This window comes from Intestinirhabdus alba, assembly GCF_009711095.1.
GTDB lineage: Bacteria > Pseudomonadota > Gammaproteobacteria > Enterobacterales > Enterobacteriaceae > Intestinirhabdus > Intestinirhabdus alba.
Map to the genome: position 1 here is coordinate 1 of NZ_WMJZ01000023.1, position 19,021 is coordinate 19,021.

The 19,021-nt window shown below is 58.9% G+C and carries 15 protein-coding genes; 5 read left to right on the plus strand and 10 right to left on the minus strand.

Annotated elements, in window-relative coordinates; all coding sequences use genetic code 11:
- Positions 1-639 (plus strand): hypothetical protein (locus GJV78_RS23025; RefSeq protein WP_167519601.1); only part of this gene is annotated, 639 nt, incomplete at its 5' end.
- Positions 640-802: 163 nt separating this feature from the next.
- Here the strand turns inward: GJV78_RS23025 and feoC are convergent.
- The 5 genes from feoC to greB form a co-directional block, all read right to left on the minus strand.
- Positions 803-1,039 (minus strand): [Fe-S]-dependent transcriptional repressor FeoC, encoded by a 237-nt coding sequence (gene feoC, locus GJV78_RS15845; protein WP_155109240.1) that lies wholly within the window; start codon positions 1,037-1,039, stop codon positions 803-805.
- An 11-nt stretch (positions 1,040-1,050) separates the two neighbouring features.
- A complete protein-coding gene (gene feoB, locus GJV78_RS15850) occupies positions 1,051-3,378 on the minus strand; it encodes a Fe(2+) transporter permease subunit FeoB (protein ID WP_155109241.1) in 2,328 nt (775 codons plus the stop codon).
- Positions 3,379-3,396: 18 nt separating this feature from the next.
- Entirely contained in the window at positions 3,397-3,624 is a 228-nt protein-coding gene (feoA, locus tag GJV78_RS15855; protein ID WP_155109242.1) for a ferrous iron transporter A, read from the minus strand.
- A 448-nt stretch (positions 3,625-4,072) separates the two neighbouring features.
- Positions 4,073-6,400, minus strand: a complete 2,328-nt coding sequence (locus GJV78_RS15860; RefSeq protein WP_155109243.1) for a Tex family protein — start codon at positions 6,398-6,400, stop codon at positions 4,073-4,075.
- A 99-nt stretch (positions 6,401-6,499) separates the two neighbouring features.
- Positions 6,500-6,973 (minus strand): transcription elongation factor GreB, encoded by a 474-nt coding sequence (gene greB, locus GJV78_RS15865; RefSeq protein WP_155109244.1) that lies wholly within the window; start codon positions 6,971-6,973, stop codon positions 6,500-6,502.
- Positions 6,974-7,504: 531 nt separating this feature from the next.
- Between greB and ompR the strand changes: the two genes are divergently transcribed.
- Positions 7,505-8,224, plus strand: coding sequence for an osmolarity response regulator transcription factor OmpR (gene ompR, locus GJV78_RS15870; RefSeq protein ID WP_155109245.1), 720 nt, complete (start codon positions 7,505-7,507; stop codon positions 8,222-8,224).
- Positions 8,221-9,573: a two-component system sensor histidine kinase EnvZ gene (gene envZ / locus GJV78_RS15875; protein WP_155109246.1), complete on the plus strand. Its 1,353-nt coding sequence runs from the start codon at positions 8,221-8,223 to the stop codon at positions 9,571-9,573. The genes ompR and envZ overlap by 4 nt, the downstream gene beginning before the upstream one ends.
- Before the next feature lie 75 nt (positions 9,574-9,648).
- On the opposite strand, the gene pckA is transcribed toward envZ, so the two are convergent.
- Positions 9,649-11,271, minus strand: a complete 1,623-nt coding sequence (pckA, locus tag GJV78_RS15880) for a phosphoenolpyruvate carboxykinase (ATP) (protein WP_155109247.1) — start codon at positions 11,269-11,271, stop codon at positions 9,649-9,651.
- Between the two features lie 380 nt (positions 11,272-11,651).
- Between pckA and GJV78_RS15885 the strand changes: the two genes are divergently transcribed.
- Complete coding sequence (locus GJV78_RS15885) at positions 11,652-13,355, plus strand: DUF4153 domain-containing protein (protein WP_155109248.1); 1,704 nt, start codon at positions 11,652-11,654, stop codon at positions 13,353-13,355.
- A gap of 39 nt (positions 13,356-13,394) precedes the next feature.
- On the opposite strand, the gene hslO is transcribed toward GJV78_RS15885, so the two are convergent.
- The 4 genes from hslO to igaA all read right to left on the minus strand — a co-directional run bounded on the left by hslO (position 13,395) and on the right by igaA (position 17,759).
- Positions 13,395-14,273: an Hsp33 family molecular chaperone HslO gene (hslO, locus tag GJV78_RS15890; protein WP_155109249.1), complete on the minus strand. Its 879-nt coding sequence runs from the start codon at positions 14,271-14,273 to the stop codon at positions 13,395-13,397.
- A 24-nt stretch (positions 14,274-14,297) separates the two neighbouring features.
- Positions 14,298-14,699: a ribosome-associated heat shock protein Hsp15 gene (gene hslR / locus GJV78_RS15895; RefSeq protein ID WP_155109250.1), complete on the minus strand. Its 402-nt coding sequence runs from the start codon at positions 14,697-14,699 to the stop codon at positions 14,298-14,300.
- 10 nt (positions 14,700-14,709) lie between these two features.
- Entirely contained in the window at positions 14,710-15,381 is a 672-nt protein-coding gene (gene yrfG, locus GJV78_RS15900) for a GMP/IMP nucleotidase (protein WP_155109251.1), read from the minus strand.
- A gap of 242 nt (positions 15,382-15,623) precedes the next feature.
- On the minus strand, positions 15,624-17,759 hold the full coding sequence (gene igaA / locus GJV78_RS15905) for an intracellular growth attenuator protein IgaA (protein WP_155109252.1): 2,136 nt from the start codon (positions 17,757-17,759) through the stop codon (positions 15,624-15,626).
- A 558-nt stretch (positions 17,760-18,317) separates the two neighbouring features.
- Here igaA and nudE point away from each other — a divergent pair.
- A complete protein-coding gene (nudE, locus tag GJV78_RS15910) occupies positions 18,318-18,878 on the plus strand; it encodes an ADP compounds hydrolase NudE (RefSeq protein ID WP_155109253.1) in 561 nt (186 codons plus the stop codon).
- Positions 18,879-19,021 lie beyond the last annotated feature (143 nt).

Here is a 19,021-nt window from a genome sequence, read left to right on the forward strand (position 1 = left end):
ACGGAAGCGTTACCGCTGGATGTGCTTTACCGCTCAGAGACCTGCAGGCGGAAAGATTATGACCCCACGACTGATTCACATATTCGTACCATACGGGGTTTTAATCCATTTCAGATCTCACTGAGTTCACCGGACAGTGGCGGTTATCGCAAAGCCCGCATCGCTCTTGACGGCGGAACAAAGTGTGGCTGGACCCTTAGTGGTATCAGGGTCGGGATTCAGCTAGCCAAAACCTCTGTACTGGCTAACGGGAAAGATATTACGCCTGCTAACTATGTGTTTGATTTTGATGATGAGGGGTACAGCAGTGCGTTTGGTAAAGGAAGGCCAACCCCTGTAAGTGGTGATCTATTCTTTAAAACTGAATTTTTCCCGATGGAATATGTATATCGCTCAATTAGTGAGATCGATCTGGACCTCTTTGCAGGAAATGAAAAATACGATAAATGGAATAGATATTATAGAGTTACTGATAGCAGGTTTATAAAAATTGAGCCTGTTTTATATTTGAATAAGGTAGTAAAACTTCAAACATCAGACTCGTCTCGCGGGAAGGTTGTTGTCACATATCCGGATGGTAGCTCGGAAAATATCAACGGCAGGGTTCCCGATTATGACAAGTTACTTCGGATGAAATAGCAGGCTCTTAAAAAGATCATTTTCCGCTGCGCGTAATCTCTTGCTCCATAACGGAAACAACCCGCCGGAAGGCGGGTTGTTTCCGTTATTTCCTTACGCGCTGGTTGTGCATGTACCGTTCCGTGAGAGATATATTATCGCAGAATTTCTGACACTCACGGCGTTAACGCAGCGCCCACCACTCGCGCAGGCAGGCTTTGCCTTCCGGGCAGCTTTTACAGCTGCCGGAGAGGCAGCCGTCTGGCTCCTCCTGTATTCGCGTCGCCTTGCCCATCTTTTCCAGCTGGTTCAGCATGGCGTCAATCATCGGCTGCGGGGCGTTAAGGGTACGGCTAATCTGCGCCGACTCCATCCGTCCCCGCAGGGCCAGTAAATCCCGAACCTGAATCAGTGAAGCCATTTTCTGTCTCCCTAGTGGCAGTCGCCGGTAGTGGCGCGGGTGCCGGCGCAGCAGGCGTCGGCGGCTGTGCCCGTCGTCAGCAGGTTGATATCCACCCGGCTGCGGGCGCGGCGCAGCAGGCCCAGCAGTACCACGTTGAACAGAATCACCGCCAGGATGCAGATCAGGCTATAAACCGGATGCTGCTCATAGCTGACCACCTGATAGAAGAGGGTGGCCAGCGAGTAAGCGACGTTCAGGCCCCAGAGAACCGAAAAGCCCATCCAGCCGCGGCTGGATTCGCGGGCGATGGCCCCCATCACCGAGATGCACGGCACGTACAGCAGCACGAAGATCAGGTAGCTGTAGGCCGCCGCGGCGCTGCCGAACTTGGCGTCCATCACGCCCATCGCCCCGGTGGCCATCTCGCCGTCGCCTTTGCTGGCTTCGATGGGGTTGGCCAGCACGCTCAGGCTGAAGGTGCCCTTCAGGCTCTCCCAGGTTTCATCCAGCGCGCCCAGCAGCTCATCGCCGAGGTGGAACTCCGCCGGGTTGAACGCCTCTTCCTGAATGTTTTCCGCGGTGTAGAGGGTGTTCAGCGTGCCGACCACCACCTCTTTCGCCATCGCGCCGGTGAACAGGCCGACCGTCGCCTGCCAGTTATCCTCATGAACGCCGATCGGCTTAAAGATCGGGGTTATCACGCGGCTGACGGAGGCGAGGGCAGAGTCGTTGATGTTGTCGACGGTCTTGCCGCTCAGGGAGAAGCTGTTGAAGGCGCTAAGGAAGATGCTGACGATAACGATGACCTTACCGGCGCGCAGGACGAACCCCTTCAGGCGCTGCCAGGTCTGAATCACCAGACTCTTAATATGCGGCACGTGGTATACCGGCAGCTCCATCACGAACGGAGAGGCTTCGCCGCGCATGATGGTGTGCTTGAGCATCAGGCCGGTCAGTACCGCCATCACGATGCCCAGCACGTACAGCGAAAAGACCGCCAGCGCGCCGTTTTGCCCGAAGAAGGCGGCGGCGAAGACGGCGAAGATCGCCAGGCGGGCACCGCAGGACATAAACGGTGCCATCATAATGGTCATCAGGCGCTCGCGCGGGGCGTCGAGGGTCCGCGCGCCCATCACCGACGGTACGTTGCAGCCGAAGCCGACAATCAGCGGTACGAACGATTTGCCCGGCAGCCCCAGCGCCTGCATCAGCCGGTCCATAACGAACGCCGCGCGCGCCATGTAGCCGGAGTCTTCCAGGAAGGAGAGGAACAGGTACATCATGCCGATCTGCGGCACTAACGGCAGCACGGTGTTGATGCCGCCGCCCAGCCCCTGGGCGAGGAAAATGGTCAGCCAGTCGGGGAAGTGGAGAGCGTAGCCAATCCACTGGATGCCGTGCACAAAGATCGCCACCGACCCCACGTCGAACAGCGGCTGCAGCGCGCCGCCGATGTTGATGGCCAGCAGGAACATCAGGTACATCACAAACAGGAAGATCGGCAGGCCGAGGAAGCGGTTAAGGATGATTTTATCCACCGCGGTGGTGAAGCGGCTGTGCTCCGCCGTCAGGGTGTTACTGACCACGTCGCAGAGGGCGGCGATGCACTGATAGCGGGCGTCGGCAATGTGCAGCGCCGGATCGTCCAGCTCGTCGCTCAGCCGGGCGAGGGAGGCGTCCAGCCGCTGTGCGGCGTGGCCGGCCCAGGCCCGGCTGTAGATGTCGCCTTCGAGCATCTGCAGCGCCAGCCAGCGGCGCTGCCGTGGCGGCATCTCTCCGTTCATCGCCGCCGCCAGAGTCTCAACCTCGCGCTGCAGCGGCCGGGCGTAGTGCACCAGATCGACGCTGGCGTTCGCCCTGTGGCGGTCAACGGCCAGCTTCAGCGCATCTATCCCGCGGCCGCGGGTGGAGACCAGCGGCACCACCGGGCAGCCGAGGCGGGCGGAGAGGGCGTCGATGTCGATGCGGATATTCTGCTTGTCGGCGATGTCGAGCATATTGAGCGCGACGATACAGGGAATGCCCAGCTCCAGCAGCTGCAGCGTCAGATAGAGGTTGCGCTCCAGGTTGGAGGCGTCCACGACGTTGATCAGCAGGTCGGCGTCGCCGCTCAGAATGTAGTGGCAGGCGATCTGCTCATCAAGCGAGGTCTGCGAAGAGATGGTGGTAAGAGAGTAGGTGCCGGGCAGATCCACCAGCGTGACCTGGTGGTCGGTGGTGGCGAATTGCCCCTCTTTACGCTCAACGGTGACGCCAGCCCAGTTGCCCACGCGCTGGCGCGCGCCGGTGAGCTGGTTAAACAGGGTGGTTTTGCCGGAATTTGGGTTGCCAATTAAACCAATGGTTAATTTTTTCATTTTTATAGACTCACTGTGTTAACAGGAAACCGCTTCCACTTCTATCAGGGATAAATCTTTTTTACGCAGCACCAGGCTCACGCGGCGCGTTTCAATATGAATCGGGTCGCCTAACGGTGCGACGCGCACCACGTTAAATGAGGAGCCGGGCAGCATACCGAGGGAGAGCAGTTTCTGACGGTATGCCGGACTGATTTCACGGGCAAAGCCGGTAATTTTCCACGCGGTGTCTGGGGTGAAGTTCATAAGAGCCTACTTATTTCTCGCTAACTGAATGTTTACCTCATGGGGCACAGAGAGCGGCATGAGTCCAGGTAAATCGCCAACGAAAGGGTGATGAAATAAACGACAATATAATGATAATGAGAATGGTTTTTATCATCAACCGATTAAATGTGACGGAATGTTGGTTTAAGGAATAATTTGCATCCGGCTTGATATGGCTCAACATTTATTTACTCCGGCGATAAGTAGGGCCGGAGGCATTATTTTGAGGTGGTTTTGTTTAATAAATGTTTAATTTGTTGGCTAATGGATAATTATTATCGAAACAATTAACGGAAAATTAAATAACCTCTCTTCGTCGGACTTCAGGCGGCAGGGGCGTCGCCCGATCGGCGGTGGAAAAACACCAGAAAAGGGGCAGCGCCCGGCGGGAAGACCGCGCCGGGCGCTGCAGGGGCAAAAGGGGCGGCTAGCGCTTTTTACCCAAGGCCGCCGCCAGGGCGTCCATCATTGCGCTGTTGCCTGCGGGCTGGGCATCGCGACCGCGCGGTTTGGCCGCCTTTGTCGCCGGGCGGCTGCCCGACGAACGATCGCCGCCGCCGCGCCGGACGCTGGCTTCGCCCGGCTGCTCGTCCAGGCGCATGGTCAGGGCGATGCGCTTACGCTGCAGATCGACCTCCAGCACCTTCACCTTAACGATGTCGCCCGCTTTGACCACGGTGTGCGGATCTTCCACGAACTTATTCGACAACGAAGAGATATGGACCAGCCCGTCCTGATGCACGCCGATATCGACAAAGGCACCGAAGTTGGTCACGTTGGTGACCGCCCCTTCGAGGATCATGCCCGGCAGCAGGTCGTTCATGGTCTCCACGCCGTCGGCAAACTGTGCGGTTTTAAATTCCGGACGCGGGTCGCGGCCCGGCTTTTCCAGCTCTTTGAGGATGTCGGTGACCGTCGGGACGCCGAACGTCTCGTCGGTAAAGTCTGACGCCTTCAGGCCGCGCAGCTCGCCGCTGTTGCCCATCAGCTCCTTCAGCGCCTGGCGGGTGGCGGCCAGAATACGCTCCACCACCGGATAGGCTTCCGGGTGAACGCCAGAGGCGTCCAGCGGGTTATCGCCGTGGTTGATGCGCAGGAACCCCGCGCACTGCTCAAAGGCTTTCGGCCCCAGACGGCTCACCTTCAGCAGCTGCTGGCGGTTCTGGAACTGGCCGTTTTCATCGCGCCAGGCGACGATATTCTGCGCCATCAGCCGGGTCAGACCCGCCACGCGGGTCAGCAGCGGCACGGAGGCGGTATTGAGATCCACGCCGACGGCGTTCACGCAGTCTTCCACCACCGCGTCCAGTTTACGCGCCAGCTGCGTCTGACTGACGTCGTGCTGATACTGGCCCACCCCGATGGATTTCGGATCGATTTTCACCAGTTCCGCCAGCGGGTCCTGCAGGCGTCGGGCAATGGAGACCGCGCCGCGCAGGGAGACATCCAGATCGGGGAACTCCTGGGCCGCCAGTTCGGATGCGGAATAGACCGAAGCCCCGGCCTCGCTGACGATCACCTTCTGGGCGGTGACCTTCGGGAACTGCTTCTGTACGTCGAGGAAGAAGCGCTCGGTTTCGCGGGAGGCGGTGCCGTTGCCGATGGCCACCAGCTCAACGTTATGCTTTTCACACAGCGCGGCGACCGCCACGGCGGCCTTTGCCGCCTGCCCGGTGTGCGGGTAAATGGTGTCGGTCGCCACCAGCTTGCCGGTGCCGTCAACCACCGCCACCTTCACCCCGGTGCGCAGGCCCGGATCGAGACCCATGGTGGCGCGCAGGCCGGCCGGTGCCGCCATCAGCAGATCGTGCAGGTTGCGGGCGAAGACGTTGATCGCCTCCTCTTCCGCGCGCTCGCGGACGGTGCCCATCAGCTCGGTCTCAAGGTGCATCAGCACCTTAATGCGCCACGTCCAGCTCACCACCCCTTTCCGCCAGGCGTCCGCCGGGGCGTTGTTCAGCCGCAGGCCGAGGTGATCGCTAATAATCTGCTCGCAGTAGCTCTCCTTCGGCGGCTCTTCGAACTGCGGATCGGCGTTCAGCGAAAGCTGTAGCACGCCCTCGTTGCGGCCGCGAAACATCGCCAGCGCGCGGTGGGAGGGGACGCCGGCGATCGGCTCGTGGTGGTCGAAGTAGTCGCGGAATTTGGCTCCCTCCTCCTCTTTGCCGCTCACCACGGCGGCGACCAGGTGGGCGTTTTTCCACAGGTAATCGCGCACTTTCGCCAGCAGCGCCGCGTCTTCGGCAAAGCGCTCCATCAGAATATAACGCGCGCCGTCGAGGGCCGCTTTGGTATCCGCCACGCCCTTGTCGGCGTCGATATAGCCTGCGGCTGCGGTTTCCGGATCGTGGGATGGATCGTTCCACAGCAGGTCGGCCAGCGGCTCCAGTCCGGCCTCAATGGCGATCTGCCCGCGGGTACGGCGTTTCGGCTTATAGGGGAGATAGAGGTCTTCAAGCTCGGTCTTGCTGAGGGTGCCGCGGATGGCTTTGGCCAGCTCGTCGGTCAGCTTGCCCTGTTCGCCGATGGATTTAAGAATGGACTGACGCCGTTCTTCCAGTTCGCGCAGATAGACCAGACGTGTCTCCAGATTACGCAACTGCGTGTCGTCCAGACCGCCGGTGATTTCCTTACGATAGCGTGCAATAAACGGCACGGTGTTCCCTTCGTCAAGCAGGCGAACGGCGGCTTCCACCTGTTCGGCGCGCGCCTGAAGTTCACCCGCAATAATGCGGCAGAGCGAATCATTCATCATGGGTTCAGTTCATCTGTAGGATCAAAAACAGGGATGTAGTTATACGGACTGGCCGGTAAAATTACCAGCCGCGGGCAGGAGGCTTCGGATTGTTCCTGCTCATTTGACGTAGGTAACCTCATTGACGTACCAGCTGGCCTCGCCTGCCGGCGTGTTGACCACCGCCAGATCTCCCGGCTCTTTTTTTAACAGCGCCCGCGCCATCGGTGAATCAATGGAGATATAATCCTTCCGGCCAAAAATTTCGTCATAGCCGACGATGCGAAAGCGGCGAATATCGCCCGCGTCGTTCTCAATTTCCACCCACGCGCCGAAGAAGACCTTGCCCTCCTGCTGGGGGGAGTAATCGACGATTTTGAGGTTTTCCAGACATTTGGTCAGATAGCGGACCCGGCGGTCGATCTCGCGCAGGCGTTTTTTATTATACTGATAGTCAGCATTCTCGCTGCGGTCGCCGAGGCTGGCGGCCCAGGTAACCTTTTTAGTGACCTCCGGGCGCTCTTCGCGCCACAGGTGGTTAAGCTCTTGTTTGAGTTTTTCGTACCCTTCCCGGGTAATCAGGGGCGTTTTCATTTGCCTGGTTTCTCGTTGACTGGCTGAAGAGGCGGCGTAAGCCCGGGTATCGACAGCGTTATATCCTGTTTGGGCTGAATGCCGTCGCCCATGATGCCTGAAGCAGGGCGGGGACACGCCTTAAATCATAAAGTAGCGGATTAATTGTATACTTAACCTGCTGTTTAATATGCTTTGTAACAATTTAGCCTGAAATTTATACCAGAATTCGCTGGTGGCGAAGACGCGCTTTTTGAAGAATATACACAAAATATTTCAGATTGCACCGAGGCGGCAGGTGAGCAGCACATCCGCCAGGAAAAACGGCCCGGCGGCGCGTGTCGGGGCGGTTAAAAAGGCAGTCTGAAGAAGGGTGTGTATACCCTAAATAATTCGAGTTGCAGGACAAAACGCAGCGCGTTTTGAACAGCCCCGGGGCTGGCCCCGAAGGGGTGAGGCCCCTGGGCCGAATAAAGTCAACACACGTGCAACTTGAAGTATGACGGGTATATGCACACTGACAACCGTTGCGAACCTTTGGGAGTACAACCAATGCAAGAGAATTATAAGATTCTGGTGGTGGATGACGATATGCGTCTGCGCGCGCTTTTAGAACGTTATCTGACCGAGCAGGGTTTCCAGGTTCGAAGCGTGGCCAACGCCGAGCAGATGGATCGCCTGCTGACACGGGAATCCTTCCACCTGATGGTGCTGGATCTGATGCTGCCGGGTGAGGACGGCCTGTCGATCTGCCGTCGTCTGCGCAGCCAGAGCAATCCGATGCCGATTATTATGGTCACCGCTAAGGGTGAAGAGGTGGATCGCATCGTGGGCCTGGAGATCGGTGCCGACGACTATATTCCGAAGCCCTTCAACCCCAGGGAGCTGCTGGCGCGTATTCGCGCGGTGCTGCGCCGTCAGGCGAACGAGCTGCCGGGCGCGCCTTCCCAGGAGGAGGCGGTGATCGCCTTCGGCAAGTTCAGGCTTAATCTCGGCACCCGTGAAATGTTCCGCGAAGATGAGCCGATGCCGCTGACCAGCGGCGAATTCGCCGTGCTGAAGGCGCTGGTCAGCCATCCGCGCGAGCCGCTTTCCCGCGATAAGCTGATGAACCTGGCCCGGGGCCGGGAATACTCCGCGATGGAGCGCTCCATCGACGTGCAGATCTCCCGCCTGCGGCGCATGGTGGAAGAAGATCCGGCGCATCCCCGCTATATTCAGACCGTCTGGGGTCTGGGCTATGTTTTTGTACCGGACGGCGCTAAAGCATGAGGCGAATGCGCTTCTCGCCGCGAAGCTCGTTTGCCCGCACGCTGTTGCTTATCGTCACCCTGCTGTTCGTCAGCCTGGTGACGACCTACCTGGTGGTGCTGAACTTTGCGATTCTGCCGAGCCTCCAGCAGTTTAATAAGGTGCTGGCGTACGAAGTGCGTATGCTGATGACCGACAAGCTGCAGCTGGAGGACGGCACGCAGCTGGTGGTGCCCCCCGCCTTTCGCCGGGAAATCTATCGCGAGCTGGGCATCTCTCTCTATTCCGACGAGGCCGCCGAAGAGGCCGGCCTGCGCTGGGCGCAGCATTATGGATTTTTAAGCCATCAGATGGCGCAGCAGCTGGGCGGCCCGACGGAGGTGCGCGTCGAGGTCAATAAAAGCTCGCCGGTGGTGTGGCTGAAGACCTGGCTTTCCCCCAATATCTGGGTGCGCGTGCCGCTGACCGAAATCCATCAGGGCGATTTCTCACCGCTGTTCCGCTATACGCTGGCGATTATGCTGCTGGCAATCGGCGGCGCGTGGCTGTTTATTCGTATTCAGAACCGGCCGCTGGTGGATCTGGAGTACGCCGCGCTGCAGGTGGGGAAAGGCATTATTCCGCCGCCGCTGCGCGAGTACGGCGCGTCGGAGGTGCGCTCGGTCACCCGCGCCTTTAACCATATGGCGGCGGGCGTGAAGCAGCTGGCCGACGATCGCACGCTGCTGATGGCGGGGGTCAGCCACGACCTGCGCACGCCGCTGACGCGCATCCGACTGGCGACAGAGATGATGGGCGAGCAGGATGGCTATCTCGCCGAATCAATCAATAAGGACATTGAAGAGTGCAACGCCATCATTGAGCAGTTTATCGACTACCTGCGCACCGGGCAGGAGATGCCGATGGAGCTGGCGGATCTCAACGCCGTGCTGGGGGAAGTGGTGGCGGCCGAGAGCGGCTATGAGCGGGAAATCGATACCGCGCTGCAGCCGGGCAGCATTCAGGTGCGGATGCACCCGCTGTCAATTAAGCGCGCCGTCGCTAATATGGTGGTGAATGCCGCCCGCTACGGCAACGGCTGGATTAAGGTCAGCAGCGGAACGGCGCTGCAGCGCGCCTGGTTCCAGGTGGAAGACGACGGGCCGGGAATCAAACCCGAACAGCGCAAGCATCTGTTCCAGCCCTTTGTGCGCGGCGACAGCGCCCGCAGTACCAGCGGTGCCGGGCTTGGGCTGGCGATCGTCCAGCGCATTATTGATAACCATAACGGGATGCTGGAGATCGGCGTCAGCGAGCGGGGCGGGCTGTCCATTCGCGCCTGGCTGCCGGTGCCGGCGGCGCTCGTTCAGAGCGCGGCGAAAGTGGGATAACCCAACGCCCGGCGTTCGCCGGACGTAAAAACCCCTTCTCCGTACGGAGAGGGGGGCTGCGCGGTAATCAGGAACTTACAGCTTCGGGCCGGCGCTGACCAGCGCCGCGCCCGCCGGCGTATCGGTATACTTCTCAAAATTTTCAATAAACAGCTTCGCCAGCGCGGTGGCTTTTTCCTGCCACTGCTCCGGTGATGCATAGGTGCCGCGCGGGTCGAGAATACGGGTATCCACGCCGGGCAGTTCGACTGGGATCGCCAGGTTGAATATTGGCAGGCTGAAGGTTTCCGCCTCATCCAGCGAGCCGTTCAGAATGGCGTCGATAATGGCGCGGGTGTCTTTAATCGAGATGCGCTTACCGGTGCCGTTCCAGCCGGTGTTGACCAGGTATGCCTGAGCGCCCGCCGCCTGCATACGTTTTACCAGCACCTCCGCGTAGCGGGTCGGGTGCAGCGACAGGAACGCCGCGCCGAAGCAGGCGGAGAAGGTTGGCGTCGGTTCGGTGATGCCGCGCTCGGTGCCCGCCAGCTTGGCGGTAAAGCCGGAGAGAAAGTGGTACTGCGTCTGCTCCGCCGTCAGGCGGGAGACCGGCGGCAGCACGCCGAAGGCGTCGGCGGTCAGGAAGATCACTTTGCCGGCGTGGCCCGCCTTCGATACCGGCTTAACGATGTTCTCAATATGGTAGATCGGGTAGGAGACGCGGGTGTTTTCGGTTTTCGAGCCGTCGTCGAAGTCGACGGAGCCGTCCGCGCGCACGGTGACGTTTTCCAGCAGCGCGTCGCGGCGAATGGCGTTATAGATTTCCGGCTCCGCCTCCTTCGACAGCTTAATGGTTTTCGCATAGCAGCCGCCTTCGAAGTTAAACACCCCGTCATCGTCCCAGCCGTGCTCGTCGTCGCCGATCAGGCGGCGTTTCGGATCGGTGGAGAGGGTGGTTTTACCGGTGCCGGACAGGCCGAAGAAGACCGCCACGTCGCCTTTTTCGCCGACGTTGGCGGAGCAGTGCATGGAGGCGATACCCTTCAGCGGCAGCAGGTAGTTCATCATCGAGAACATCCCTTTCTTCATTTCGCCGCCGTACCAGGTGCCGCCAATCAGCTGAATACGCTCGGTCAGGTTGAAGGCGACGAAGTTTTCAGAGTTCAGCCCCTGCGCTTTCCACTGCGGGTTGGTGCACTTCGCGCCGTTCATCACGATAAAGTCAGGTTTGAAGCCGGACAGCTCCTCGTCGTTCGGACGAATAAACATGTTTTTGACGAAATGGGCCTGCCAGGCGACCTCGGTGATGAAGCGTACGGAAAGGCGGGTATCGGGGTTGGCACCGCAGAAGGCGTCGATAACGAACAGACGTTTGCCGGAGAGCTGTTGGGTAACCAGGCTTTTCAGGTGCTGCCATGTTTCTGGAGAGAGCGGCTTGTTGTCGTTTTTGCCTTTGCCCTTGTCGGACCACCAGAAGGTGTCGCGGGTAGTGTCATCGCGGACGATATATTTATCCTTCGGTGAACGGCCGGTAAAAATACCGGTATCGACGGCAACAGCGCCAAGGTTTGTCAGGACGCCGCGCTCGTAGCCCTGCAGGGCCGGATCGCACTCTTCCTGATAGAGGGTTTCATAATCGGGATTGTAGACGATATCCTCGACGTCATTGATACCATAAGCCTTGAGATCCTGCGGAGATAAGCGGGTATTCGCGCGCATTTTACTGCTCCTTAACCAAGATGAATTACCTGAAATAGTAAGGTTTTTTTGCGTTTGTTAACCGCGACAAGGCTCATGATTTATTTATCTGGTCAACATCACGATCGACTGAAAACGCTGTGACTCCCGTCACGAAGCGGCACTTATTATGGCAGGAAAGCCTTTTTTGTTGAGAAAAATGTTCTATTAACGTTAAAAAGTCGTGTTTTTGTGGGGGGTAATGTGAGTGTAATCGCATTCACGTAAGAAATTCACGTAACAATAACATTTAGTATATCGATTCACCTCGCATTGATATTTTCTGAAACGGAGGTGCCGTCGTCCTTTTTGTCGGCCGGGATGCGATACTTCCACCCTTTACCTTTATTCGGGATAAGCACATGGAGAGTGTTGAACTTTCACGCGCCGCTCGCTACGGCATGGTAGTCACCGGCCTGCTGCAGGGGATGGTCTGTTATCTGATAAGCGCCTGGCTTGTACCGCAGAGCAGCGGCTGGATGTTCTACGGTATCCCCGCCATTATGGTTTGCTCCGCGATGCTGTTGTTAACCGTCACCTCCTTCAGACAGCGGGCGCTGTGGGGCTGGATGGCGCTTATTGCCGCCGTGGTGTCAGCTACGGGCTTCTGGCTGAGGCAGCATATTGAGGTGTGGGAGCAGACCGATATCTATGTTCTCTACAGTTTTCATTTACTTTTTATCGCCATGCTGGCTTTGCCCTGGATCCAGTACCACCTGTGGCCATCTGCCGGAGCGTCACGCTATGCCCATTTTTATACCAATGCCTGGCGTAATGCGTTAACCCTGCTGCTGGTTCTGACGCTCTACGGCCTTCTCCTGCTGGCGCTTCTGCTCTGGAGCCAGATGTTCGAACAGATAGGTATTTCATTTTTTCACACCCTTTTCTTTGATACCGAGGGGATGGTTTACATTATGTTGGGCCTTATCAGTGCCCTGGGGGCGATTCTGGCGCGCACCCACGGGCGGCTGGTTGCGGCGATGCAAAAGCTGCTGACGCTGATGGCTACCGGCCTGCTGCCGCTGTTTGCGCTGCTGGCGCTGGTGTTTATAGCCACCTTGCCTTTCACCGGGCTGGCGACGCTTTCCCGGCGCTTTTCTGCGGCCGGATTGCTGTTAACGCTGGCCCTGACGCTGCTGATATTAATGACCGCCGTGCGTGAACCGCAGAGCAAGACGTCGCCCTGGCCCCGTGCGCTGCGCTATCCGATCCACGCCTCGCTGCCGATCGCGCCGGTTTATGTCCTGCTCGCCGGCTGGGCGCTGTGGCAGCGTATTGAGCAGTACGGCTGGACGCCGCAACGGCTGTACGGTGTGCTGGTCACTCTGGTGGCGCTGGTCTGGTCTCTCGGCTATCTGTTGAGCGTTTTACTGCGTCGGTACAATGCACAGCGGCTGCAGGGAAAGGTGGTCCTGGGCGTTTCGCTATTGGCGTTGGGCATACAACTGCTGCTGTTATCCCCTGTGCTCGACGTCTGGCGCATTAGCGTTAACAGCCATATGGCGCTGTATCGTAGTGGCAGTATTGATGCCGATGAGGTGAGTTTATATATGCTGCAGCAGAGCGGCAGGCCCGGACATGAGGCGCTGGAGCAGCTGCGAAAAGATGAACGCTATATCGCGGACCCGGAGCGTAAGCGAGTGCTGGAACGCATTCTGCGCGATCAACAGAGTGCGATTAAGGCGTTGAGCGCAGAGGGGTTGGTGAAAAGGGTAGTGCTGGCACCCGGCAGCAGGGCACCGGAACCGGCGTTCTGGAGCGCGTTGATAAAGACCACCTATGACATTTCACCCTGCGTTGAACAGGATGCGTGCGTAGTCGTCGAACAGGATCTTAACGATGACGGTAAGTCGGAGCTGATGCTGTACGTCTTTGGCGACGCCAATATCCTGATTTATCACTTTATCGATAACGGGTGGAAAGTGAAAGGCGTTGGCTCTCTACCGCCGTCGTTGAGCAAGGATAAACTTCTGCAGGCCGCAGCCGCACGTCAGCTGAACTCTGCGCCGAAGGTCTGGCGCGACACCGTTATTAACGGCGAGCGGCTGGAGCTGATTTATTATTAGACTGTGTCCGACAGCCGCCTTCGGCTGCCGGAGAGGCGCTTAGTGTACCTGCGGATCGGCGGGAGAGGCGTTGTTGCGAATTTCCGCGATATCCATGGCGTTGAAAACATAGTGGCTACCGCAGTAGTCACAGTGCATATCGATCTCGCCATCCTCGGCCAGGATGCTGTCTATCTCTTCGTCCGGCAGGGTTTTCAGCGCGCCGGCGCAGCGCTCGCGGGAGCAGGTGCACCTGAACTCCACGTCCTGCGGATCGTAAAGAGTCACCTCTTCTTCATGGTACAGCCGCCATAGCACGTCGGTGGCCGGCAGGGTTAACAGCTCGTCCGTTTTGATGGTGGCGGTCAGGGTCGCCAGGTGATCGAAGTCGTCCGCCTGGGCGTTCTGCGCCGGCATAACCTGCAGCAGCATACCGCCCGCAGCGGGCCTGCCGTCCACCTCGCCGGTGCGGATGAACAGGCGCGTCGGCAGCTGTTCAGAGCGCAGGAAGTAATCTTCCAGGCAGGCGGCCAGCGTCTCGCCCTCCAGGCCGACGACGCCCTGGTAGCGCTCGCCCTCTTCCGGCGTGATGGTGATGACCAGATAGCCGTTGCCGACCAGCGTTTTCAGATCCGCGTTTTCCGGCACGTCGCCCTGCACGCGCGCCACGCCGCGCATCTGCTGGCTGTTGTTGCCGTTGATCACCGCCAGGTTCATCGGGCCGTCGCCCTGCAGCTGGACGGTGATATCGCCAGCGAACTTCAGCGTGGCGGTCAGCAGGCTGGTGGCGACCAGCAGCTCGGCCAGCACGGTTTTGACCGGCTGGGGGTAGGCGTGGTTGTCGAAGATCTGCTGCAGGGTTTCCGAAACGGTTACCAGCTCGCCGCGTACGGCAAAGTTTTCAAACAGATAGCGATGTAATTGGTCATGTTGCGGCATAATCATCTCTCTTGCGGGCGGCAGCTATTCGCTGTCGCCATGTTTAAATCGTAACAGGTGGCGGCGCTCTTTTTTATCTGGCCGTCTCTCCGGATGGGGCATGGTCAGCGCGTTAAGTTTACGCGCCAGCGCCGTTTTCTCGCGTTTTTCCACGCTTTCGGCCGTCTCTTCATACAGCATGGCGGCTTCGCTTGCCGGACGACGTTGCCCAATGATACCTTTTACCACCACCGTCCGCTCGTCGTTTCCCTGGCGCAGGGTTAAGGTGGCGTTCAGCTCGACGAGCTTGCCCGGCTTGCTGCGCTGTCCGTTGTAGTGCACCTTGCCGCCTTCAATCATCTCGCGGGCCAGCGCCCGGGTTTTGTAGAACCGCGCGGCCCATAGCCACTTATCCAGCCGGACCTCATCAGCGGGTTTGTCTTTCATCACGCCTCCTTTACATAAGCGAGGGGATCAGCCGTCGGTAGTCGTTCAGCGACGGGTGGCGGGCAAACGGCTTTTCTGCCAGGCCGGAGTCGGGGTTGGCTACGCCGAGGCAGTAACGAATGCCGAATCGCGCGGCGGCGTCAAGAACAGGCTCGCTGTCGTCAATAAACAGCGTTCGCTGCGCCGCTATGCCCGTCTCCTCAACCACCGCGTGCCATAACCGCCGATCCTCTTTGGGATAACCAAATGTGTGGGTGGAAAGCAATAAATCAAGGTGTGAGGCAAGGCCGGTATGCGCCAGCTTGACGGCAAGATTGTGCGGGTGGGCGTTGGTCAACAGAATGCGCCGCTTGCCGCAGGCTTTCAGCGCCTGAAGAAACGGCAGCGTATCCTCGCGCAGAGCGGCACGAGGCCCCATTTCGGTCGTCATGGCGCGGATGTCCAGCCCCAGCCGCTCGCTCCAGTAATCAAGACAGTACCACTCCAGCCTGTGCTGCACCGCGTGGTACTGTTCGCGTATTCGCTCCCGCGCCGCCTGTGGTGAAATACCCTGCTGCGCGGCCCAGGCTTCCGGCACCAGGGTCTGCCAGAAATAGTTATCGAACGCCAGATCGAGCAGCGTACCGTCCATATCCAGCAGAACGGTGTCGACCTCTCGCCAGGCGATAGTTATCTGTTTCATTTTTCAGTTCGCCCCTCGCCGCAGCGGTTCCGGCTACCGGCATCAGCGGGATTACAAAGGGCGGGGTGGAGATGCTGGAGCCTTAACAAAGGCAGCCCGCAGCCGGAAAAAATCCCGCGTTGCCAAAGCATAATAGATGACGTTGTGTACATACCCAGGGGTACTCTACAGAAGGAAACAGCCTGTGCGACAGGGTAGCATACCTGCCGCATGGGCGGATCGCGCAGTGTCCTTCGACGCCACTAGTCTGGCGTATTTTCAGCGGAGGCGATCAGCTGTGGGTTCAGGCAGCTGGCGTAATACTGCTGGATTTTCACAATGCGGACACGATGCTGCTGGTAGCGGCGAAACGCCTGTATGCCGTTGTAGAGCGCGCTGCCCAGCATGGCCAGCATCAGCAGCGTGGTGCCAAGATAGCGCCACAGGCCTGCGCGATCCGGAATGCGATGCAGGCCGATATGGCGGGTGCCGTTGGCGTCGGTGTACAGGCTGGTGACGATCCCCTCGGCGCTGAACGGCGTCTGCATCAGCGTCTGGGCCAGGCGCTGGAAGGCACCCCACTGTTCCAGGGCCGGATAATCGTACAGGGAAACGGAGGGATAGCTTTGATCCACCAGCTCGCTGCCTTCATCGCTGACGATCAGGAATCCGCCCGGTGCCGGGCTGTTCAGCGACTGGGCGGCTCTGGCCGTTTCACGCACAATAAAGGGGGCCGTCGAGGTGGTCACCAGGTTGTCCAGCGACTCCGCGCTGACCGGGCGCAGCAGCACGTTCACGCCGTTCAGCTTGCCGGCGTTAGCGCGTTTGACCAGCGCGTTCCAGTCCTTGCTGTTGCCGAGGTTGACCAGCGCGTTCTTCAGCCGTACGCACTCGTCGTCGGCGGCGCACAGATCGGCGGTTTTCAGCACGATGTCGCCAAAATCGTCCAGCAGCACCATGCCGGATTTCTGTATTGCCGAGCGCAGCGAGGCGCTGACCCGGGAGTCATCATTCGCTTTCGGATGCAGCTGGCGGTTGAGCGCCTGGGAGAGCGCCATCGCTTTATCGACCAGCTCGGATTCCGGCAGCGGCAGCGGACGGGCATCGTTCCAGACGATCTGCGAACAGTCGAACGGCATAAAAGGCAGGTTGCTCCGGGCCTTCCAGCTGCCGGCCGCCGGGATGCTGCACATTCCGGTCCCGCTCAGGTGCAGCGTATCGCCAACCCGGACGCCCGACGCCTCAAGCTGCTTAACGCTGGTCGCCTCGATGGTCTGCGCCCCTTTCATCCAGGACAGGGTGAATTTGATCGGCATATCCAGCGGGATCCAGATCAGCAGCATAAACAGCACCAGCAGCGAGCCGGCGGCAATGACGGTACTGCGCACCCAGCGCTGCAGCGGGAAGTGCTTGACCTCGTCGTGCAGGGAGAGAAAGCGGCCCTGACGAACGACGTGACGATCGAGATAGATATCAATATCCGTTTGCTGACCCAGATCCTGGGCGATATAGGGCTGCCAGTGGGGAGGGTAGAGCAGATCGACAATGCCCAGAGAGATGTTATTGATTTGTTCCTGATTGTTTTCCCCGAACAGCCCCCAGCGACGCGGCGTGCCGCGCAGGCAGTGAATCTCCCGGAGCGCGTTTTTCGTCGGCGGGGCGAACAGCCCCCAGCCTCCCGCCGCCAGCAGCAGCAGAGCGCCGCCGACCAGCCAGGAGACAAAAACGTCCGGCGCGACCAGGCAGAAGAAGAACAGCAGAAATGACGCCACGATAAGCAGCGCTTCGCGACAGCCGGTGGGGCGGTTAAGGGCGTGCTCCTCGTGCGTCTCATGGCGAATACTCAGCAGCTCGATCCGTTCGCTCTCTTCGCCGCGGATTGACGCCTGGGTCGCGCTGGCAGGCTGCAGCGCGTAGCCGCGATTCTCCTGGGCGTACTCCTGCAGGGTATGTCCGTTGAGGGAAATAACCAGCGGCAGCGTATCGGTCAGGATCAGTTCGATGCTGTTTTCATCATTGATGTACTGCTCCCAGAAGGGCGGCAGATGCACCTCAATTGAATCAAGAAAATAGCGCCATCTGTTAGGATCGTCGGCGGTGATGCCATAGCGCGTGATGGCGTGGACGAGGGAGATGACGTTGCCGCTTTGAGCGTTGAGCGACAGCGATACCGGCGCGGTGCTGGCCCCGGTCGGCCCCGGCGCGCCCAGAGTCTGGCTAAGATTTTCGAGATAGTTTTCCACCGCGCTGCGCTCGGCGGACGTCAGCTTGCGGGTTGCCGCGTCCGGGAAGGCGTGGGGCCAGGGGAGATTTCGCCGCCTGGCGCGCGCGCTGAGCAGCACTGCCGCCAGCAGCGAGCAGGCCAGCAGGGCCGCGATAAAAAAGAGAGTGGTGCTCATGCTATCCCCATCGTACTTAGGCTGTGTCCCTTAATTGTTCTTGAGCGTCGCTGGCGGCCATTCGGGTCCGGAGCAAGGCGCGAGCCGTAAGGTTTGGTTATTCTGAATGCGCGGCGAGTCGCGCGGCGACGGACCTGAATGACCCCCAGACCTGCGGAACGCGAGCCAGAAATGCGAACGCTGTATGGTCATTGAACCACGACCTGCGCCTTAATTACGCGCTTCTGGCCCCGCGCCGACGCCACGCCCGATTAAGGGTTTCAGGCGTGATTTATCGTACCCCGCCACGGTACACGCGATTCAGCAGTGGGCTATCGGCAAGCGTGGAGCGTAACTTGAGCATCTTAAGCGCATCCTGCTGAATGCAGATCATAGCAAAACCCGCAAAAATGGGATATCAGCAAATTCCTGGAGGTATTTCAAGCTATTAACCCCACTAACTTGCGATGAATTTAATATTGGAAGGTTGCGTAAATGTAAATAAACGGCAATACGCATTGCCGAAACCGTGCTGCATATCGCACAATAAACGCAGTTTTCACTGCATAGATTCTCACGATGAGCAAATCATTACAAAAACCCACCATTCTGAAGGTCAGGACCGTCGCGCAGTCACAGCTGTTTAACGTTGAAAGCGTGGACCTGGAGTTCAGCAACGGCGTGCGTCGCGTCTATGAACGTATGCGACCATCAAACCATGAAGCGGTAATGATTGTGCCAATCGTTGACGATTGCCTGATCCTGATCCGCGAATATGCGGTAGGAACCGAATCCTACGAGCTGGGATTCCCCAAGGGCCTGATTGATCCTGGCGAAACGGTTTTTGAAGGCGCGAACCGCGAGCTAAAGGAGGAGGTGGGATTTGGGGCCGGGGATCTGACGTTCCTGAAAAAGCTCAGCATGGCCCCCTCCTATTTTTCCAGCAGAATGAACATCGTGGTGGCTGAAAGTCTGTATCCGGAGTCGCTGGAAGGCGACGAGCCGGAGCCGCTACCGCAGGTGCGCTGGCCGCTGGCGCATCTGATGGATCTGCTGGACGATCCTGATTTCACCGAAGCGCGCAACGTTAGCGCGCTGTTTCTGGTTCGGGAGTGGCTGCGGGGACAGGGCCGGGTTTAATCTGATTTTGCCCGTTTTGTGAGCGGGCAAGGGCCGGGTGGCATCGCCCTCTCCGCCAGGCCAGAAAACGCCGCCTCATCACTTCACAGATCTTATCCCATGCCGTCGGCGGTTGCCCCCGGATGATAACGCCTTTTCACTGT